This is a genomic window from Aureimonas jatrophae (assembly GCF_900104035.1).
Classification (GTDB): Bacteria; Pseudomonadota; Alphaproteobacteria; order Rhizobiales; family Rhizobiaceae; genus Aureimonas; species Aureimonas jatrophae.
Map to the genome: position 1 here is coordinate 130,692 of NZ_FNIT01000005.1, position 15,253 is coordinate 145,944.

Consider the following 15,253-nt stretch of genomic DNA (forward strand, 5'->3'; position numbering starts at 1 on the left):
CTTCGGCCGTGCCCGGCCCTATCGAGGAATCGCCCCATGTCGAACGCCACCGAGGAAGTCGCACAGGACCAGCTTCGCTCCTTCGTCGAGCGCATCGAGCGCCTCGAAGAGGAGAAGAAGACGATCAGCGACGACATCAAGGACGTCTATGCCGAAGCCAAGGGGACGGGCTTCGACATCAAGGTGCTGCGCAAGGTGATCTCGTTGCGCAAGCAGGATGCCAACGAGCGGCAGGAGCAGGAGGCGATCCTCGACCTCTACCTCCAGGCGCTCGGCATGATGAATTGACCGAACGCGTTCCAGGATACGAAAACGGGCGCCATCGGCGCCCGTTTTCGTATGGGGTGACGGTCGTCAGCCCCGACCGGCCCGGCGGCGCTTGTGGCCGAGGCCCATCTGCTTGGCGAGGCGCGAACGCGCCGCCGCGTAGTTGGGGGCCACCATGGGGTAGTCGGCCGGAAGGTCCCACCGCTCGCGATACTCCTCGGGCGTGAGGTTGTAGTGCGTCATGAGGTGGCGCTTGAGCGACTTGAACTTCTTCCCGTCCTCCAGGCACACGATGTAGTCGTCGGTAACGGACTTCTTGACCGGAACGGCGGGGCGCGGCTTCTCCGGCTCCGGTGCGACAGGCTCCGGACCGGCACGGTCGAGCGCGGCGTAGACGTCCTTGATCAGGGTCGGAAGATCCGACATGGGCAGCGAGTTGTGGCTGACATAGGCCGCCACGACATCGGCCGTCAGCTCCATCAGCGCGTCACGCCCGTCCGTGGTGTCGATCGTATCCATGAGTGTTCCTTTACGGCGACGGCGCTGCAGCGCCGTGCGGTGCTGCGCATGCAGGTCTCGAGCGCATCGGGGTGCGGTCTCGAGACGGCGGTCTCGCGACAACGCAAGACGGACATCGAATTCCGCAAGACATGTAAGAGGGAGATACTTTGTGTCAACTGTTGGGCTCTGACGCCCCGTCCACAGATACCGTGGTATCTTTCACGTGTCCGGCAAACAACCGGTAGTTTTAAGAAGCTTGGAGTAGCACCGCTGGAACCGGCGCGATCCGCCGAACTCGCCAAGTCCGGTGCCGAAACGAAAAGGCCCGCTGCACGAGTCAGCGGGCCCATGGATCACGACGGCATGCGACGGTCAGTCGAGCTTTCGCACCGGTAGGAAGTTCACGGCCTTGCCCTCGAAGCGTCCCGTGGCCGAGGGCATCGTACCCTTGCGCGTGAATCCGCGGTCGAACACCGTGTCGGGCTTTTCGCCGATCAAGTTGTCGGCCACGGGACGAGCCATCGGCGTCTCAATGGCCCGGCGCTCGGGCGCGGTGATCAGCGAGGCGATCTCGATGCGGCGCGCGATGGCCTGGGCGGAGGCCGGCGTCACCGAACTGGAGCGTGCGGTGCTGCGCGGCTGGACCGCCGTGTCGCCCACCACGCGCCCGCCCTTGCCGGAGCGGACCGCGACCGGGGCCGGCGCAGCGGACCGCTCAAGCGAGGCGACCTGCACGGGCTTCTCGTCCGGCCGGGCCGGGGCCGCGGTCACGGCCGCCAGGATCGGCGAGGCGGCGACATGCGCGGCACGGCTCGCGGCCGGGGCCTCGAGCGACGCCGCGGCGGCGATGATCGCCTCCGGCGTCAGGTCAGGCGCGACCTTCGGCGCCGCGGCCGCAGCAACCAGACCTGGCCGAGGCGTCGGCGAAACAAGCGCCGCGACGACGGTCTCGGACGGTGCATGAGCGCTGGCGCGGAGCACGGCCTCGAACGGCGGGCGCTCGCGCGGCATGGGAACGGAGTAGGCGAGCTGGCCGGGAGCGGACGGTGCGACCTCCTGCTCCTCGATCGCCGCCACGAGTTGGCTGGGCAGCTCCGCCGGCGGGGGAGCGGGCGGCGCCGCGCCGCCGGCCAGGGCCGGACGGTTGGCGGCGAAGGTCGGCAGCGGAACCCGGCCGGGGGCGAGCGCGGCGACCTGGACTTCGGGCTCCTGCGTCGGGATGCCGGCGGGCGGCGTCGCACGGCCGGGCGCGGAGCCGTCGAAGGAGTCGCGCTCGGGCATGGGAAGACCGGCGGGCAGCGTCGTGGCGCGTTTGGGCGGCACGGGCGCCGCTTCCGCGACCGCCACGGCCGGCTCGGGAGCGCGACGTGCCGGACGCGCGGCGGCCGGCGCGGTCTGCGCCTCGGCCTCGTCCTCGGCCTCATCGGCGCCGCCGCCGAAGATCGCCGCCAGAAGCGAGCGGCCTCCGCCCGTGCGGCCGCCCGAGCCCGACGCGATCTGCACGTCGTTGGCGCCCTTGCGCTTGGCGTAGGACGCGAGCGCCGTCTCGTAGCCCGGCAGCGGCTTGCCGTCGGCAGGCAAGTGGATCGTGTTGCCGCGCGGGAAGACGCTGGCGAGCTCGGTGCGACTCATTCGCGGCCAGTAACGGCCCTTGCCCGTGTCGTAGTGGACGAAGGGCGAACCCGAGCGCGGATAATAGCCGACGCCGCCGATCTGCATCTTGAGGCCGATGTCGCGCAGCTTCTTGAGCGGGACGTCGGGCAGGTACCAGTCCACCGCCTTGCCGCTCATGTGGAGCGAGGTTCCCGCCACGCCCGAGGAGCGCGAGCGAAGCATCTTGTTCGTGCCGGGCGAGCGGTAGCCGCCGATGACGTGGATATAGTCGCGCGAGCCGGACTGCTTGTAGGCCTCGTAGAGGAGATCCAGCAGCTTCGGGTCCATGTTCGTGGGCTTGTTCTCGCGCCAGTCGCGCAGGGCCCAGTTCGCCTTCTTGAGGCCGTCGGGCAGGAACTTGCCGTCCCGCTTGTAGGTGATCTCGGTCTTCTCACGCAGGTGGACGTGATAGAGCTTGAGGGTTCGGGTCTCGGCGGCGGCCTGCGCCGTCACGCTGAACCCCGCAACCAGGCCTGCCAGAAGGATCGCTGCGCGCTTCAAGGCGCGTCGCGACACGCATTCGGTCCGTCCGAGCATGCGGTTCCATATCCCCCAGTGCGCCTGGTCCGACGATTCGTGTCCCCGACGTCGGTCGGCGGAAGGCTCAATTCCATGAGCCTAGTCCACAATGACTGCGGCATGAAAATGACACCTGCCGAATTTCTCACCCACTACACAGGAAAATGGTTAACGGCACGTAAAATCGACCGTCATTGTGGCGCCCCCGTCACGCGCCCCGTCCGCTCAAGCCGTAAAGCTCCATCTTTCGGTACAGGGTCGAGCGACCGATTCGCAGGCTTCGCGCGGCGGCGGTCATGCTTCCGCCGTGAAACTGCAGGGCCTTCACGATCGTCTCGCGCTCCACCTCGGCGAGACTGGACAGGGAAGCCGGCGACTCGGAAAAAGGCTCGGTCGCGTGACCGGGATCGGGATCTGCGACCCCGTCGTCGGCGGATGCGGGCGGCCAATCGAACGCCGCCAGACCGAGCACGGGTGTGTCGGCCAGGACCACCGCCCTGAGGACCGCGTGGCGCAGCTCCCGGATATTCCCGGGCCAGTCTCGCTGCGACAGCTGCCGCACGGCATCCGGATCGGCCCGGAACGCCCGCCCCGTCTCGGCGGCCTCCGCGACGAAGCGCCGGATGAGCTCCGGTATCTCGTCGCGTCGCTCGCGCAGCGGCGGCACCTCGATCTCGAACACCGCAAGACGCCAGTACAGATCCTCCCGGAACGATCCCGCACGCACCATGGCGGCCAGGTCCCGGTGGGTCGCGGCGATGACGCGCACGTCGACGCGGCGGGGCCGGCGCGCACCCACCGGATCGATCTCGCCATCCTCCAGCACCCGCAGGAGCTTGGCCTGCAGCGCGGGTGCGAGGTCGCCGACCTCGTCCAGGAGCAGCGTGCCACCGTCCGCCTCGGCGAAGCGACCGGGATGACGCTCGGTCGCGCCCGAGAACGCGCCGCGCTCGTGGCCGAAGAGAAGGCTCTCGGCGAGGTCCGCCGGTAGCGCCGCGCAGTTGACCGCCAGAAACGGCCGGTCCGCCCGCGGTCCCAGTTCCACGATGCGTCGCGCGAGCCACTCCTTGCCGCTGCCGGTTTCGCCCCGGACGAGGATCGGCGCGGCCGATCGCGCCACCTTTTCCGCCAGTCGCAGCGTCCGGCCCATCGGCGTGTGCGGCTCGGGCGATCCGGGTCGCGCGACGCCCGGAGGCGTCGCGCCGCGTGCGGCCGTCACCGCCCGCACGAGTCGGGACGGCGTCACGGGCTTGACGATGAAGTCGCAGGCCCCGGCCCGCATGGCCTCGACCGCGTCCTCCACCCTGTCGCTCGCGGTCTGAACGATCGCCGGGACGCCGGCCGCGACCGCTCCGCCGACCACGCTCAGCCCGCTGCCGTCCGGCAGGCCGAGATCCACGAGCGCCAGGTCGAACCGCTCATAACTCAGGAGACGCAGCGCCTCCTGAACGCCGCCCGCGGTCGTCACGCGGCCGCCGACCGACGCGAGTTGCGCCTGCAGGAGGCGCGCGGCGACCGGCTCGTCCTCCACGAGGAGGACCCGGAAGCGTTGATCGGATTCGCATTCGTCCCGCATCGCGCCAATATGTCGGCCGGGGGTGAAGACTTCGCTTCGCCGACCCGTCCGATTAGAGCCAACGAGATCCCCTCCCATGCACGACACGGCCCTGCCCTCTCCCGTCGCACTGCCCGAGGGCCAGGAGCGCCTGCCGGAATGGAACCTGGCGGACCTCTATGGCGGGATCGACGCGCCGGAGATCGACCGGGACATCGCGGAAGGCGCAAAGCGCGCCAACGCGTTCCAAGCCCGCTGGCGCGGCCGGCTGGAGGAGGCCGCGGGCGACAACACGCTGGGTGAGGCGATCGCGGAGTTCGAGAGCATCGAGGATCTCCTCGGGCGTCTCGTCTCCTATGCGGGTCTCGCCTATGCCGGCGATACGGCCGACCCCCGCATCGCCAAGTTCTACGGAGATATCCAGGCCAGCGTCACCGAGATCTCCTCGCGCCTCCTGTTCTTCGCGCTGGAGCTGAACCGCATCGACGATGCGACGATCGACGGCGCCATGGAGCGCGATCCGCGTCTGGCGCACTACCGGCCCTGGATCGTGGATCTGCGCCAGGACAAGCCCTATCAGCTCGAGGAACGGGTCGAGGAACTGTTCCACGAGAAGTCCGTGACGGGCCACGGCGCCTGGAACCGCCTGTTCGACGAGACCATGACGGCGCTGCGCTTCGAGGTCGACGGCGAAACCCTCGCGCTGGAGGAGGCTTTGAACCTCCTGCAGGATCCCGATCGCGAGAAGCGCCGCAAGGCGTCCGAAAGCCTGTCGGGCGTCTTCGCCGCCAACGGGCGCACCTTCTCTTTGATCACCAACACGCTCGCCAAGGACAAGGAAATCTCGGACCGCTGGCGCGGCTTTGCGGACGTCGCCGATTCACGCCACCTCGCCAATCGCGTCGAGCGCGAGGTGGTGGATGCGCTCGCCGCGGCGGTCGCGGACAGCTACGGCTCCATCTCGCACCGCTACTATGCGCTCAAGGCCCGTTGGCTCGGCCTCGACCGCCTCGAGTTCTTCGACCGCAACGCCCCGCTGCCGGGCGCCTCGCGTCGCACGATACCCTGGAGAGAGGCGCAGGATACGGTGCTTTCGGCCTATCGCGGCTTCTCGCCGGAGATGGAGGAGATCGCGCGCCAGTTCTTCGACCGGCGATGGATCGACGCCGCGATCCGTCCGGGCAAGGCACCGGGCGCTTTCTCGCACCCGACCGTTCCTTCGGCACACCCCTATGTTCTGGTGAACTATCTCGGCAAGCCGCGCGACGTCATGACCCTGGCCCATGAGCTCGGCCATGGCGTCCACCAGGTTCTGGCGGGCACGCAGGGCCCGCTCATGTCGCAAACGCCGCTGACGCTGGCCGAGACGGCCTCGGTGTTCGGCGAGATGCTGACCTTCCGCTCGCTGCTGGCGCAGGCGCGCGACGACGCCGAACGGCGCACGCTCCTCGCCTCCAAGGTGGAGGACATGATCAATACGGTGATCCGCCAGATCGCCTTCTACCTGTTCGAGCGCGAGGTCCATCTGGAGCGTCGGCGCGGCGAGCTGACGGTGGATCGCATCGGCGAGATCTGGCGCGATGTCCAGGGCCGCTCGCTGGGTCCCGCCGTGCATCTGGGACCCGGCTACGAGGTCTGGTGGAGCTATGTGCCCCACTTCATCCACTCGCCCTTCTACGTCTACGCCTATGCCTTCGGCGACTGCCTCGTGAACTCGCTCTACGCGGTCTACCAGAACGCGGAAGCGGGATTTCAGGAGAAGTACTTCGCGATGCTGCGCGCCGGCGGCACGAAGCACCATACCGAACTGCTCGCGCCCTTCGGTCTCAATGCCGCCGACCCCGCCTTCTGGGCTCAGGGGCTCGCGGTGATCTCGGGCTTCATCGACGAGCTGGAGCGCATGGACGGCTAGAAGCCGTCCCCCCAGTCGAGGCGGCGGGCGCGGCGGAAGCGCTCGCCGTCGCGCCGGGTGACCAGTTCCTCGGCCGCGCTGCCGTCGGGCCTGCAGAGCTTCAGATGGACCTTGCCCGAACCGCCGCGGGGCGGGGCAAGGACGCGCGCCGCCCGCGCGTCTGGCGCATCGCGCAGCAGCGCGACGTAGCTGAACTTCTCGTCCTCGAAGGGCACCTCCGCCCCCTTGGTGCGCAGGTGGACGCGCGAGCGCGCGACGCGCTGCGCAAAATGGCACCAGTCGGGTTCCCGGATCGGACAGGCGGCCTCGTGGGCACAGGGTGCGCCGACATGGGCGCCTTGCGCCAACAACTGGTCGCGGACAGCAAGGATGCGCCGCCAGCCGGCGGGCGTTCCCGGCTCCACCACCACCAGCGCCCGGCGGGTCCGCGACCAGAGCACGTCGCAGAGCGGACCGATGCGCGCGGGCGGCAGTTCGTCGAGAACGTAGCTCAGCGTCACGAGATCGGCCGGCTCGCCGGTCGGATCCGCCAGAAGATCGGCGGCCCGCCAAGTCGGTTGAAACGCGAACGCTCCCTCGCACAATCGTTCGCCCACGTCCCGGATGGCCGGACTGGCCTCGAGCAGTTCAGCTGCTCCCAGCGTTCCAAACACGTCGACGGCCGCCCAGAGCGCGGTCCCGGGTCCCGCCCCCGCATCCAGAAGGCTCGCGGGCGCCAGGTCGGGCCTCGCCTGCGCGACGGCTTCCAGCGCTGCACGAACCGCCGCGAAGGTCGCCGGCAGGCGCGCCGCGACATAGGCCGCCGCAGCCCGGTCGTCGTGGAGGTGAAACGAGCCGTCGCGCGTCTCGGCCCGGTAGCGCTGCGTCAGGCGACCCGAGGCCTCGGCGAGGTCCGCGATCGGCCGGCCGGTCAGAAGCGCGTCGATGCGCGCGCGCAGGGTTACGGGCAGTTCCATTGTCGCCTTTCCGGCCGCCGTTCCAGCTGGCGATAGCGCTTCGCGCGACCGGCTTGCAAACGGCGCCCCTTTTCTTTGACAGCGATCTCCTCTAGCCCACCCGCGAACATCCGGCGCGGCATCCCGGCCGCGCGACGCCCTTCGCAACACGAGGACGCTTCTTCATGGCGAACGAGAACCATCCGGTCCACGCGACCATCACCGGCCCGATCGTGATGATCGGCTTCGGTTCGATCGGACGCGGCACGCTTCCGCTGATCGAGCGCCATTTCCACTACGACAAGAACCGCTTCACCGTGATCGATCCGAAGGATCACGACCGGCACCTTCTGGACGAACGCGGCATCCGCTTCCGCCAGGAGGCCGTGACGCGACAAAACTACCGCGAGCTTCTCACCCCGCTTCTCACCGAGGGCGAGGGCCAGGGCTTCTGCGTGAACCTGTCGGTGGACACGGGCTCGCTGGATCTCATGAAGCTCTGCCGCGAGCTCGGCGTCCTCTACATCGACACCGTGGTCGAACCCTGGCTCGGCTTCTACTTCGACGAGAAGCTCGAGAACGCCGACCGCACGAACTACGCGCTGCGCGAAACGGTCCGCAAGGAAAAGCGCAAGAACCCCGGCGGCACGACCGCCGTGTCCACCTGCGGCGCCAACCCGGGCATGGTCTCCTGGTTCGTCAAGCAGGCGCTCGTGAACGTCGCACGCGATACCAACCTCGACTTCGAGGAACCCTCCTTCGATGACCGCGAGGGCTGGGCGAAGCTGATGAAGAAGGTGGGCGTCAAGGGCGTCCATATCGCCGAGCGCGACACGCAGGTCGCCGCCTCGCCCAAGCCCCGCGACGTGTTCTGGAACACCTGGTCGGTCGAGGGCTTCCTGTCGGAGGGCATGCAGCCGGCTGAGCTCGGCTGGGGCACGCACGAGAAGTGGATGCCCAAGAACGCCCGTGAGCACAAGAAGGGCTGCCAGGCGGCGATCTATCTGGAGCAGCCCGGCGCGAACACGCGCGTGCGCTCCTGGTGCCCGACGCCGGGCGCGCAGTACGGCTTCCTGGTCACCCACAACGAGAGCATCTCGATCGCGGACTACTTCACCCACCGCAACAAGGAGGGTGAGGTCACCTTCCGCCCGACCTGCCACTACGCCTACCACCCCTGCAACGACGCGGTCCTGTCGCTGCACGAGCTGTTCGGCGCAGCCGGCCGCATCCAGCCCGAACATCATGTCCTCGACGAGAACGAGCTGGTCGAGGGCATCGACGAGCTCGGCGTCCTTCTCTACGGCCATGAGAAGAACGCCTACTGGTACGGCTCGCAGCTGAGCCTGGAGGAGACGCGCCGCATCGCGCCGTACCAGAACGCGACAGGCCTCCAGGTCACGTCGGCGGTGCTCGCGGGCATGGTCTGGGCGCTGGAGAACCCGGAAGCCGGCATCGTCGAGGCCGACGAGATGGACTACCGGCGCTGCCTCGAGGTCCAGCTCCCCTACCTCGGCCCCGTAAAGGGCTACTACACGGACTGGACACCGCTCACCGACCGGCCCGGCCTGTTCCCGGAGGACCTCGACGAGAAGGACCCCTGGCAGTTCCGGAACATCCTCGTACGCTGAGCGTCGTTCGACGCTTGACGAATGATCTCGTTCATAGGACCAATAAAAAGTCGCGCTCCGGCGCGGCTTTTTTGCTTCCGGCTGGCAATATGATGTGTCTGCACTACCATTGAGTCCCAAGCGTCTGACGCTGAAGGGAGTTTTGGTTCATGGGCGAGTTTTCGACGGATGCCCAGCGTAAACGTTCCGTGATCAAGGAGATCATGGACGCCATCATGTCCGGCTCGTCGGGTTCGATTGCGCGCCATCTCGCCCCGGGCGCCATCTTCTCCAACAAAAGCAACGCCGGCATCATCGACGCGCCCTGGTTCAGCCGCATGGAGGGCGAGTACCGCCTTCAGGGCGAGGACGAGGCGAAGTCGTTCCTGAACGAGTTGCTGCGGCGGGCGACCTACATCAGCTACAAGCCGCGCGGCACGCTGATCGAGGACGACGAGGCCGCCAGCCGTTGCGACTGGACGCGGCAGGACGAAAGCAACGGTTCGCTCGTCACCGGAACCACCATGTACTGGTTCGGCTTCACGTCCGACGGGCGCATCCGCTCGATCGAGTCCATCGCCTCGATCCACTCGGTGATCCCCGCGCGACGCTCCGACGCCGCGTGAGTTGTGGATCGCCGCGAGCGGGTGCTGGTGCAGCCTTCGCACTTCGTTAAGATTTGAACGACCGATTCTTCTCTGCCGGACCCGGACCCGACATGCGCCATCCGTTTTTCGCCCTCAGCGCCCTTGCCGTGCTTCTGACCGGCTGCCAGTCGGCGCCGACCGCCCGCATCGCCACCGCTCCCACGCCAGCCGGTTTCGAGGGCAACTGGCGCTCCGTGGGCGGCCCGGTCGCCTATACCGCGACCTTCGCGGGCGGGCGCTTCACCTCGCGCGAGTCCGCCACCGGCGCCGTATTGGCCGAGGGCAACTACACCAAGACCGGTCCGGCGCAGACCTCGATCATCTACCGCTCGGCCGCGCGCGGCGAGCAGACGTCGGTGAACTGCAACCAGATGGCGGCCGATCGCCTGGCCTGCGTCAACTCGGCCGGCGCCCGCTTCGAGTTGTCGCGCAGCGCCTAACCGGGCCGAACGGCGAGCCGCATGGCTCGGGCCGGGTTCCATCCTATATGTCGCCTGCCCGCGCGCATCGCTGCGCGGGCCTGTCCGCGACCCGAGGATGAAGCCGCCGCATGAACGCGCCCGTCACGATCGACCCCTCCACCGCGATCGGCCCCCTGCCCGCCGGACATCCGGCCGTGGCGCCCAAACGGGTCGGCGTCCTGCTCGTGAACCTCGGCACGCCGGACGGCACGAGCTACTGGCCGATGCGGCGCTACCTGCGCGAGTTCCTGTCGGACAAGCGCGTGATCGAGTGGCCGCGCGCCCTTTGGTACCCGATCCTGCACGGCATCGTGCTCAACACGCGGCCCAAGAAGTCGGGGCATGCCTACGACCAGATCTGGAACCGCGAGCGCGGCGAGAGCCCGTTGCGCACTTTCACGCGCGCTCAGGGCGAGGAACTCGCCGAGCGTCTGGCCGGCCATGAGACGATTCGCGTCGACTGGGCCATGCGCTACGGCAACCCCTCGATCGCCAGCCGGATCGACGCGTTGATCGAGCAAGGGTGCGAGCGAGTCCTGTGCTTCCCGCTCTACCCGCAATATTCGGCCTCGACGACGGCGACCGTGAACGACAAGTTCTTCGAACACCTGTCGTCGCTGCGCTGGATGCCGGCGGTGCGCACCGTGCCGGCCTACCACGACGATCCCGTTTACATCGACGCGCTGGCTCGCTCGATCGAGACCCATCTGGCAAGCCTCGACTTCGAGCCCGAGCGCGTCGTCGCCTCCTATCACGGCATCCCGCAGAGCTACTTCCGCAAGGGCGACCCATACCACTGCCACTGCCAGAAGACCTCTCGCCTCCTGCAGGAGCGGCTCGGCTGGCCGAAGGGTCGTCTCATGACGACCTTCCAGTCGCGTTTCGGTCCGGAAGAGTGGCTGCAGCCCTATACCGACAAGACGGTGGAGGCGCTCGCCAAGGAGGGCGTCAAGCGCATTGCCGTTCTCAACCCCGGCTTTGTGTCGGACTGTCTGGAAACGCTGGAGGAGATCGCAGGCGAGGCCGGCGAGATCTTCCTGCACAACGGCGGGACGAACTTCTCCCACATCCCGTGCCTCAACGACTCCGCGCCGGGCATGGACGTGATCGAGCACCTCGTACGCCGCGAGCTGCGCGGCTGGGTGGAGTAGCCCTCAGGCCACTCCGATCCGCAGGAGGTCGTGGACGCGCACGATTCCGACCGGCCGATCCCCTTCCACCACCATCAGAGCGGTGATCGAGGAGCTGTTCAGGATATCGAGCGCCTTCACGGCCAGCGTGTCGGCCCGGATGGTTTTCGGCGAGCGCGTCATCACGTCCTCGACGCGGCGCGTCATGAGATCGGACGACAGGTTCCGGCGCAGGTCGCCGTCGGTGATGATGCCCGCAAGCTGCCCGTCGCGCACCACCGCGACGCAGCCGAGCCCCTTCTCCGACATCAGAAGGATCGCCTCCCCCATCGAGCTTCCCGCCTCCACGAGCGGCAGCGCGTCGCCCTTGTGCATGACGTCGCCGACATGGGTCAGCGCCGCGCCGAGCTGGCCACCGGGATGGAACACGCGGAAGTCGCCCGGCGTGAAGCCCCGCCGCTCCAGAAGGGCCACGGCCAGCGCGTCGCCGAGGGCCAGTTGCAACGTCGTCGAGGTGGTCGGCGCCAGACCGTGCGGACAGGCTTCCGCCGCCCGCGGCAAGACGAGCGCGATGTCGCTCTCCGAACCGAGCGCGGACGCCTCGCGCGAGGTGATGGCGACCAGCGGGATGCGGAAGCGGCGAGTATAGGCGACGATGCCGCGCAGCTCCGCCGACTCGCCCGACCACGACATGGCGAGCACCGCGTCGTCGCGCCCGATCATGCCGAGATCGCCGTGAACCGCCTCGGTCGGGTGGACGAAGAAGGCGGGCGTTCCGGTGGAGGCGAAGGTCGCCGCGATCTTGGCGCCGACGTGCCCGCTCTTGCCGACGCCGGTCACGATGAGCCGGCCGCGCAGCGCCGCGATCGCATCCAGCGCGCGCTCGAAGGGTTCGGCCAGCGGGCCCGCCAGCGACTGGGACAGGAGACGCAGCCCCTCGGCTTCGGTTTCCACCGTTCGAACGGCCGAGGCCGCGCCGGGCAAGGAGGAGGTCTCGATCTGGCACGAAGGCTGCAAGGGTCGAACTGCCGAAGAGTTGCGGGTCTGTGATCCTCTAGACCTCCCAGCGCGGCGGCGCCAGCGGCGGTCCGGGGCGCAAGCTTGCGTTAACCATGCCGGTTTAGGGTTCGCTAACCAACGTGTCGTGCTGGACGGCGCGCGGCACGACGAATCAACGAGGCCCTATGGGACGCTTTCGTGCACCGGCCGATCGCTGGCTGGCTGCCCTGATACTGGCCGGTCTCGGCGGAACGCCGGACGCGCTGGCTCAGGCGACCACGCCGCAGCAAACGCCGCCCATCCCGCCTGCGGAAACGAGCCTGGCCGAGCCGCCGCGCTTCTCGTCCGACGAGTTCACCCTGCGGGGCTCGAGCGAAGCGGATCTGGTTGATCCCGACGCGCCGCTGGCCGAGCCGTTGGACCGGCGTCGCTCCGCACCCTCGGTCGCCAGCGATCGTCGGATCGACGAGACGGCGCCGCCATCCGACGATTCGGATCGAACGACGCCTGCCTTCGACCTGTTCAGCGGCCCGACCGCGCCGCAGCGCCAGAACCTGCCGGAAGCCGGCCCAGACGAGCGCAGCCCGCAGGCGCAGCCGGCGGGCGGCGTGGCCACCGCCACCCGCGCCCGACCGCGCCGGCCCGGCCAGACCGCGGCGCTTTCGAGCGAGGACGCCAACCTCCTGCCGGGCGAGGAGCGCAGTGACGCCCTTCTTCTGCGTCGCTTCGATCCCGTGGGTCCCGTTCGCAGCCCGGTGCTCGACGACGTCGCGGCGACGCGGCGCCTCAACGGCGGCCTCGACGGGCTGCGAACCGTCCTGCCGCGACGCGCCGACGATCCGTTCGCGCCGATCGGCCTGCGCGTCGGGAGCTTCATCCTTTATCCCGCGCTCGAGCAGACGCTCGGCGGCTCCAGCAACCTCACCAACACGCTGGACGGTCGCGAGGGCGCGCTCAGCCAGACGACCCTGTCCGGCCGCCTGGTCTCGGACTGGTCGCGCCATGCGGCCGAGCTCAACGCGCAGCTCGCCTATCGGCGCAACTTCGAAGGTCCGGTCGAGGAGGAACCCGAACTCGATGTCGGCGGCCGGGTCCGGCTCGACATCGACCACGTCACGACGGGAACCCTGCGCGGCGCCCTGAGCCTGCGCCAGGACGATTCGATCCTGACCGGCACGCCGGACGTCGCTCGCAATCGGTCCGACGTTCTCGCCTACAGCCTGGGCGCCGACCTGACGCGCGCCTTTGGACGCGCAAGCGGGACCGCCACGCTGGAGGCCGTGCGCGAGGATCGCGAGCACGGCATCCTGCGCGAGACGGGCTTCGAGCCGGGACAAAGCTTCACGACGCTGACCGGCGCGCTGCGCGGCAGCTACGACATGGGATCGGCCTTCAAGCCGTTCCTGCTGGCCAGCCTCGGCCAACGCCTGTTCGACGACGATACGGCGCTCGGCACCTCGCGCGATGCCCTGATCCCGGCGCTGCGCACGGGGTTCGGGTTCGACTTCGGCGAGAAACTGTCGGGCGAGGTCGGGCTTGGCTACGCCTGGAACATTCCCGACAACGACGCGCTGCCGACCGACGGCAGTCCGACGGTCGACGCCCTTCTGGCCTGGTCGCCGCGCCGGGGCACGGACCTGTCGCTGCGCGCCTCGACCTTCTTCGAGCCCGACGCGGGCGGCATCGACACGGCGACGCTCTACCAGACGACGCTGGGCCTTCGTCACCGGGCGAGCGCCCGGCTGGATCTGGAGGGTGCGGGACAACTCGCCTGGCGCGTGCGCGACGCGAGCGGCACCGAGCGTATCCGCTCGGGAGAAGTCGGCCTCACATGGTGGGTCAACCGCCAGCTCGCGCTGATCGCGCGCTACCGGCACGACCGGTTCGAGGGCGTTCTCACGGACTACGACGCCGACACGGTGCGCATCGGCCTGCGCGTTCAAAGGTAGGTCCAAGGACCCGGGCGCGCGGGAGCCCTCCCGCGCGCCCGTCGCGTCTACTCGGCGGCGGCGCTGCGCGTCTCGGCGCGGCGCTCGGCCGGCTCTACCGTTTCCATCAGCTCCTTCAGGTCGTCGAAGACCTTGCCGCGGATGTCCCGGCGCCAGAGCGCGAAGGCGACGTTGGCTTGGATGAAGCCCTCCTTCGAGCCGCAGTCGAAGGTGCGACCCTCGAACGGGTAGGCGAAGAAGTCCTGGTTCTGGGCGAGCTTGAGCATGCCGTCAGTCAGCTGGATCTCGTTGCCGGCACCCTTCTCCTGGGTCGAGAGGATGTCGAAGATCTCCGGCTGAAGAATGTATCGGCCCGAAATGAAGTAGTTGGAGGGGGCGTCTTCGGGCTTGGGCTTCTCCACCATGCCGTCGATGCGGAAGCCGGAGCCGCGCGTCTCGCCCTGGCCCACGATGCCGTACTTGTTGGTTTCCTTCGGGTCGCACTGCTCGACCGAGATGACGTTGCCGCCGGTCTGCTCGTAGAGTTCAACCATCTTCTTCAGGCAGCCTTCCTCGGACTGCATGATCATGTCGGGCAGAAGCAGGGCGAAGGGCTCGGGGCCGACGAGATCGCGCGCGCACCAGACCGCATGGCCGAGGCCGAGCGGCGCCTGCTGACGCGTGAACGACGCGGTGCCGGCCGTCGGCTGCAGCTCGTCGAGAAGCGACAGCTCGGTCTTCTTGCCGCGCTCGGTCAGCGTGTTCACAAGCTCGACCTGGATGTCGAAGTAATCCTCGATCACGCCCTTGTTGCGGCCGGTGACGAAGATCAGGTGCTCGATGCCGGCCTGGCGGGCCTCGTCCACCACGTACTGGATGACAGGCCGATCGACCACCGTCAGCATTTCCTTCGGGATCGCCTTGGTGGCGGGAAGGAACCGCGTTCCCAGACCGGCCACCGGAAAGACTGCCTTCCGAACCTTGCGCATGCGATCGTCCTTATGAGGTTGGATCGCGTTCTCAATAGATCACGGCATGATGATATGTCGACGGGACGGGCGGAGCCGCCGCGATTCCGCCGTGAAAAACGGTAAAGAAGCGCTTGGCCGGAAGGCACCCCGTCCATCGTGGTAAAG

13 protein-coding genes are annotated in these 15,253 nt (G+C 68.4%); 7 read left to right on the forward strand and 6 right to left on the reverse strand.

The features are described from left to right. Positions 1–36: 36 nt before the first annotated feature. Positions 37–288 (forward strand): DUF2312 domain-containing protein, encoded by a 252-nt coding sequence (locus BLQ76_RS12450; protein ID WP_090673646.1) that lies wholly within the window; start codon positions 37–39, stop codon positions 286–288. Positions 289–354: 66 nt separating this feature from the next. Here BLQ76_RS12450 and BLQ76_RS12455 read toward each other — a convergent pair whose 3' ends face one another. The 3 genes from BLQ76_RS12455 to BLQ76_RS12465 form a co-directional block, all read right to left on the reverse strand. Beyond that, positions 355–786: a Ros/MucR family transcriptional regulator gene (locus BLQ76_RS12455; RefSeq protein WP_090673648.1), complete on the reverse strand. Its 432-nt coding sequence runs from the start codon at positions 784–786 to the stop codon at positions 355–357. Positions 787–1,140: 354 nt separating this feature from the next. Continuing rightward, positions 1,141–2,958 (reverse strand): peptidoglycan L,D-endopeptidase MepK, encoded by a 1,818-nt coding sequence (locus BLQ76_RS12460; RefSeq protein ID WP_090673651.1) that lies wholly within the window; start codon positions 2,956–2,958, stop codon positions 1,141–1,143. 190 nt (positions 2,959–3,148) lie between these two features. Beyond that, complete coding sequence (locus tag BLQ76_RS12465) at positions 3,149–4,516, reverse strand: sigma-54-dependent transcriptional regulator (RefSeq protein ID WP_090673654.1); 1,368 nt, start codon at positions 4,514–4,516, stop codon at positions 3,149–3,151. 76 nt (positions 4,517–4,592) lie between these two features. Here BLQ76_RS12465 and BLQ76_RS12470 point away from each other — a divergent pair, with 76 nt between their 5' ends. Continuing rightward, on the forward strand, positions 4,593–6,407 hold the full coding sequence (locus BLQ76_RS12470) for a M3 family oligoendopeptidase (RefSeq protein ID WP_090673656.1): 1,815 nt from the start codon (positions 4,593–4,595) through the stop codon (positions 6,405–6,407). Here BLQ76_RS12470 and BLQ76_RS12475 read toward each other — a convergent pair. Continuing rightward, positions 6,404–7,363, reverse strand: a complete 960-nt coding sequence (locus BLQ76_RS12475) for a small ribosomal subunit Rsm22 family protein (RefSeq protein ID WP_090673660.1) — start codon at positions 7,361–7,363, stop codon at positions 6,404–6,406. The genes BLQ76_RS12470 and BLQ76_RS12475 overlap by 4 nt on opposite strands. 164 nt (positions 7,364–7,527) lie before the next feature. Here BLQ76_RS12475 and BLQ76_RS12480 point away from each other — a divergent pair, with 164 nt between their 5' ends. The 4 genes from BLQ76_RS12480 to hemH all read left to right on the forward strand — a co-directional run bounded on the left by BLQ76_RS12480 (position 7,528) and on the right by hemH (position 11,211). Further along, a complete protein-coding gene (locus BLQ76_RS12480; protein ID WP_090673663.1) occupies positions 7,528–8,973 on the forward strand; it encodes a homospermidine synthase in 1,446 nt (481 codons plus the stop codon). A gap of 149 nt (positions 8,974–9,122) precedes the next feature. Continuing rightward, positions 9,123–9,578, forward strand: a complete 456-nt coding sequence (locus BLQ76_RS12485; protein ID WP_090673666.1) for a hypothetical protein — start codon at positions 9,123–9,125, stop codon at positions 9,576–9,578. Between the two features lie 92 nt (positions 9,579–9,670). Continuing rightward, complete coding sequence (locus BLQ76_RS12490) at positions 9,671–10,039, forward strand: Omp10 family outer membrane lipoprotein (protein WP_090673669.1); 369 nt, start codon at positions 9,671–9,673, stop codon at positions 10,037–10,039. 110 nt (positions 10,040–10,149) lie between these two features. After that, complete coding sequence (hemH, locus tag BLQ76_RS12495) at positions 10,150–11,211, forward strand: ferrochelatase (RefSeq protein ID WP_090673672.1); 1,062 nt, start codon at positions 10,150–10,152, stop codon at positions 11,209–11,211. Between the two features lie 3 nt (positions 11,212–11,214). Here the strand turns inward: hemH and BLQ76_RS12500 are convergent, their stop codons facing one another. Next, positions 11,215–12,174 carry a KpsF/GutQ family sugar-phosphate isomerase gene (locus BLQ76_RS12500; protein WP_342028258.1) on the reverse strand — a complete coding sequence of 320 codons (960 nt, stop codon included), beginning with the start codon at positions 12,172–12,174 and terminating at the stop codon, positions 11,215–11,217. Positions 12,175–12,374: 200 nt separating this feature from the next. Between BLQ76_RS12500 and BLQ76_RS12505 the strand changes: the two genes are divergently transcribed. After that, a complete protein-coding gene (locus BLQ76_RS12505) occupies positions 12,375–14,138 on the forward strand; it encodes an outer membrane beta-barrel protein (RefSeq protein WP_090673678.1) in 1,764 nt (587 codons plus the stop codon). A gap of 47 nt (positions 14,139–14,185) precedes the next feature. Here the strand turns inward: BLQ76_RS12505 and galU are convergent, their stop codons facing one another. Then, a complete protein-coding gene (gene galU, locus BLQ76_RS12510; RefSeq protein ID WP_090673680.1) occupies positions 14,186–15,106 on the reverse strand; it encodes a UTP--glucose-1-phosphate uridylyltransferase GalU in 921 nt (306 codons plus the stop codon). Between the last annotated feature and the right edge of the window lie 147 nt (positions 15,107–15,253).

Excerpts from the sequence above, each read along its gene's own strand:
- BLQ76_RS12450 (WP_090673646.1), top strand. The coding sequence starts at position 37 with ATGTCGAACGCCACCGAGGAAGTCGCACAGGACCAGCTTCGCTCCTTC.
- BLQ76_RS12455 (WP_090673648.1), bottom strand. The coding sequence starts at position 786 with ATGGATACGATCGACACCACGGACGGGCGTGACGCGCTGATGGAGCTG.
- BLQ76_RS12460 (WP_090673651.1), bottom strand. The coding sequence starts at position 2,958 with ATGCTCGGACGGACCGAATGCGTGTCGCGACGCGCCTTGAAGCGCGCA.
- BLQ76_RS12465 (WP_090673654.1), bottom strand. The coding sequence starts at position 4,516 with ATGCGGGACGAATGCGAATCCGATCAACGCTTCCGGGTCCTCCTCGTG.
- BLQ76_RS12470 (WP_090673656.1), top strand. The coding sequence starts at position 4,593 with ATGCACGACACGGCCCTGCCCTCTCCCGTCGCACTGCCCGAGGGCCAG.
- BLQ76_RS12475 (WP_090673660.1), bottom strand. The coding sequence starts at position 7,363 with ATGGAACTGCCCGTAACCCTGCGCGCGCGCATCGACGCGCTTCTGACC.
- BLQ76_RS12480 (WP_090673663.1), top strand. The coding sequence starts at position 7,528 with ATGGCGAACGAGAACCATCCGGTCCACGCGACCATCACCGGCCCGATC.
- BLQ76_RS12485 (WP_090673666.1), top strand. The coding sequence starts at position 9,123 with ATGGGCGAGTTTTCGACGGATGCCCAGCGTAAACGTTCCGTGATCAAG.
- BLQ76_RS12490 (WP_090673669.1), top strand. The coding sequence starts at position 9,671 with ATGCGCCATCCGTTTTTCGCCCTCAGCGCCCTTGCCGTGCTTCTGACC.
- hemH (WP_090673672.1), top strand. The coding sequence starts at position 10,150 with ATGAACGCGCCCGTCACGATCGACCCCTCCACCGCGATCGGCCCCCTG.
- BLQ76_RS12505 (WP_090673678.1), top strand. The coding sequence starts at position 12,375 with ATGGGACGCTTTCGTGCACCGGCCGATCGCTGGCTGGCTGCCCTGATA.
- galU (WP_090673680.1), bottom strand. The coding sequence starts at position 15,106 with ATGCGCAAGGTTCGGAAGGCAGTCTTTCCGGTGGCCGGTCTGGGAACG.